Raw genomic sequence first — 3734 nt, forward strand, 5'->3', positions numbered from 1 at the left:
ATGATGAGGGCCTCCTCCCCCCGCATCCTGCGTGTCCCGCCGTCCCGGCGGCGCGGGACGGGGGTCCGGTCCCGGCCCCGGCCCGGGGCGGCGGCGGGGTGCCCGCCAGGGGCGCGGTTCAGCCGTCGCCGAGTCCCATGTCGCGGGCCCGGGCGACGGCCTCCGCACGGGTCGCGACGTGCAGTTTCTCGAAGATGTGGGTGACGTGGTTGCGGACCGTCTTCTCCGCGACCACCAGTTCCCGGGCGATCCGGCGGTTGTCCAGTCCGCGCGCCACCAGGTCGAGCACCTCGGCCTCGCGGGCGGTGAGCGCCGGGAAGAGCTGGCCGGCCTCGCGGACCCGGGCGCCGGCCAGCAGGGTGGTGATCCGTTCGGCGACGTCCGCGCCGAACACCGCGCCGCCGGCCGCGACGGTGCGCACCGCGTGCAGCACCTCCTCGCGGCCCGCGCCCTTCACCAGGTAGCCGCGGGCGCCGGCCTGGAGGGCGGCGAGCAGGCTGCCGTCGTCGTCCGCCATGGTGAGCATCAGCACCGGCGGGGCCGGCTGGTCGGTGGAGAGCCGTCGGGTGGCCTCCAGTCCGGAGCCGTCGGGCAGCGAGAGGTCCATCACGACCATGTCGGGGTGGTGGCGGGCGACCGCCTCCGGAACGTCGCCGGCACGTTCGGCCTCGGCGACGACGACGATGCCCTCGGCGCTCTCCAGGGCGGCCTTCAGGCCTTCGCGGAACAGCGGGTGGTCGTCGACGATCAGGACCCGGACCGGCCCGGGCGCCCGTTCCTCGTCCGGCCGGCCCTCCGGCTGCCGCGCTTCTTCGGCTGGCTGGTTTTCCTCCACGTGGCCGACACTACCAGCGATATGTTCATGACTTTGCGTGACGACGGTGACGGCGGGTGCCCGTCCGACGGGCGGGCCGTGGACGGGGGCGTCCCCCGATCGGCGCGGACGAGACCACGACCCCATGCGCCCGGGACGGCGGGCGGCCGAAACTGGAGCCAGCGCGCCCTGACGCGCGGCCCGGCCGTCGGCGGCCCTCCTCCCCACCCGTCCCTAGGTGGTGCCATGACCACGGTGATCCCCTCCCGCCCCCGGCCGCACGCGCGTGCCGGGGCTCCGCCACGCCGGACGCCCGCCCAGCGCCGGCTCACCGGCGCCGCCGCGCTCACCGTGCTCTGCCTGGCGGTCGCCACCCTCTGGGCCTGCTACGTCCTGGTCCACCTCGGCTCCTCCGGCGTGGACCGCCCGCGGGACCAGCTCGCCATCCTGGTCTACGCCCTGCCGACGGCGGCGGCGGGCATGCTGCTGCACGCCCACCGGCCGGGAAATCCGCTCGGTTGGGTGATGCTCGTCTACGCGCTGACGTCCATGCTGCCGAGCGCCGTCGCCGCGCCCGTCTGGGTGGAGGTCTCCGATCCCGGGCTCGTGGGCACCGCCGCGGTGGTGCGCGCGGTCTGCGACACCGTCAGCGTGACCGTGTTCTACGTGCTGCCGCTCTGGCTGCCGGCCGCCCGGCTCACCACCCGCCGGTGGTGGTGGTACATCGGCGCGGTCACGCTCTGGGTGATCCCGGACACGATGTCCTACCTGGACCGCCCGACCGTCTTCGGCCACCCCAACCCGCTCGCCGACAGCGCGCCCGCGAACTTCTTCGGCTCCGTGTCCGACCGTGTCGGCGGCCTCTACGACGCCGCCAACTACCTGCTGATCGGCATCGCCGCCACCGTGCTGCTGGTGCGGCTGCTGCGGCGCAGCGCGCCCCGGCGGCGCGCGCACCTGGCCGGGATGCTGGGTGCCTACCTGCTCTGGGCGGGCATGCAGGACTACTACGACCGCCGCTACGCGTACGAGTACTGGCTGAGCTACTCGCTGTTCACCGTGGCCGGCGCGGTGTGGGCGGTGGCCGTGGCGTTCCTGGTGGTGCGCGACGGCGGGTGGCGGCTGGACCGGGCGGCCCGGTCCGTCCTGACCGGGCTGCTGCTCGCCACCGGGCTCACCGTGCTGTTCGTGGCGTGCGCGGCGGTGCTGTCGGCGTGGCTGGTGCCCGGCCGGGGCGCCGCCGCGCTGCTGCTGATCGCCCTGGTCTTCGCGCTGGGCGCGGGCCTGCCACGGGCCGCCCGCTGGGCGGTGGGCGTGGTGGACCGGCTCTACTACGGCGACCGCGCCCAGCCCTACCAGGTGCTGCGGACGCTCGCCGGGCAGGTCCGGCAGGTGGTCGAGCCGCAGCGGCTGCCGGCCGCGCTGTGCACCGCCGTCGCGGAGGAACTGAAGCTGCCGGGCGTGGCGTTGGCGGTCTCCACCCGGGCCGGATGCCGGCCGCTCGCCGCGGTGGGACGGCTGGACGGGCCGGTGCGGGACTTCGAGCTGGTCCACCACGGCGTGGTGATCGGGGAGCTGACGGTCGGGCTGCGGGCGGGCGAGGAGCGGCTGGAGCCGAGCGACGCCGACATCCTGCGCTCGCTGGCCGACCAGGCCTCGCCGGCCATCGCCTCGCTGCGGCTGGCGGAGGACCTCCAGGCCAGCCGGGAGCAGATCGTCGCCGCGCGCGAGGAGGAGCGGCGCTGGCTGCGGCGGGACATCCACGACGGGCTCGGCCCGGCGCTGGCCGGGCTGCGGCTGCGGGTCGACAACGCGGCCTCGGCGGCCGGGGCGGCGGCGGGCGCGGGCGCGGGCGCGGGCGCGGGCGCCGGGGTGGGGGCGGGTGAGGCGGCCGGGGCGGCGGCCGAGGGGATCGCGCACGCGCTGCGGGACGTCTCGGGCGACCTGGCGATGGCGATCAAGGAGGTGCGGCGGATCACCGACCGGCTCGGGCCGGCGCCGCTCGGCGAGTTCGGCCTCACCCGGGCCGTCCAGCACCTGGCGGCCTCGTTCAGCACCGACGGGCTCGCCGTCACGGCCACCCTGCACCCGGACCCGCTGCCGGACCTGCCCGCCGCCGTCGAGGTGGCCGCGTACCGGATCACCGCCGAGGCGCTGAACAACGTGCTGCGGCACGCCGACGCCGGGCACGCCCAGGTGACGCTGCGGGTGGACGAGGCCGACCTGACGCTGACCGTCCAGGACGACGGGATCGGCTTCGGCGGTGTGCCGCAGCCGCCCGCCGGGGGCCCCACCGGCCCTGCCGGCTCCACCGGCGCCACCGACCCCGCAGGCTCTGCGGACCCCGCAGGCCGGGCGGGAACGGACCTGGCGCGCACGGGGTCGTCCGGCGGGGTCGGGCTGCGGTCGATGGCGGACCGGGCGGCCGAGATCGGCGGACGCTGCACCATCGCGCGGCTCTCGCAGGAGAGCGGGACACAGGTGCTGGCCGTCCTCCCCCGGCACCCCCCGCAGCGGCGGAGCGCCGCCTCCTGAGGTTCCTGCGGTTCCTGGCATTCCTGCCCGAGGAACGACGGACACGCCCCCGCCCCCGCTTCCGGTACGACCGGGAGCGGGGGCGGGGGTCAGGGGTGGGGTCGGGACCCGGGGGCGGAAACGATCGTGGGTTGATCGGCTCAGCAGTCCCTCTCGCCCGGCTTGCAGTGGCGCTCGGTGTCCGCGGAAGGGGTCGCCTTCACGGGGGCCGGCTTGGCCACCGCAACGACAGCGGTCCTGATGGCCGCGGCCGCCGCGGCGACGCCGACGAGGACCGACGCGACGCCGAGCGTCTTCGAGGTCGTGTTCGTTGCCATGGGGGGTACTCCAGACTCTTTAATCCGAGCGGCCCAACCGATCAACCGCTCTGCCCTCCACTCTGGGC

At 76.1% G+C, this 3734-nt stretch carries 3 protein-coding genes; 1 reads left to right on the forward strand and 2 read right to left on the reverse strand.

Translation table 11 applies throughout. The annotated features are described in order from the left end of the window. Nucleotides 1-118: 118 nt before the first annotated feature. Nucleotides 119-751, reverse strand: coding sequence for a response regulator (locus ABD308_RS16420; RefSeq protein WP_344334217.1), 633 nt, complete (start codon nt 749-751; stop codon nt 119-121). 309 nt (nt 752-1060) lie between these two features. Between ABD308_RS16420 and ABD308_RS16425 the strand changes: the two genes are divergently transcribed. Next, nucleotides 1061-3349 (forward strand): GAF domain-containing sensor histidine kinase, encoded by a 2289-nt coding sequence (locus ABD308_RS16425; protein ID WP_344334195.1) that lies wholly within the window; start codon nt 1061-1063, stop codon nt 3347-3349. 140 nt (nt 3350-3489) lie between these two features. On the opposite strand, the gene ABD308_RS16430 is transcribed toward ABD308_RS16425, so the two are convergent. Next, nucleotides 3490-3666 (reverse strand): hypothetical protein, encoded by a 177-nt coding sequence (locus tag ABD308_RS16430; RefSeq protein WP_344334197.1) that lies wholly within the window; start codon nt 3664-3666, stop codon nt 3490-3492. Between the last annotated feature and the right edge of the window lie 68 nt (nt 3667-3734).

This window comes from Kitasatospora putterlickiae, assembly GCF_039527695.1.
Taxonomy (GTDB): Bacteria; Actinomycetota; Actinomycetes; order Streptomycetales; family Streptomycetaceae; genus Kitasatospora; species Kitasatospora putterlickiae.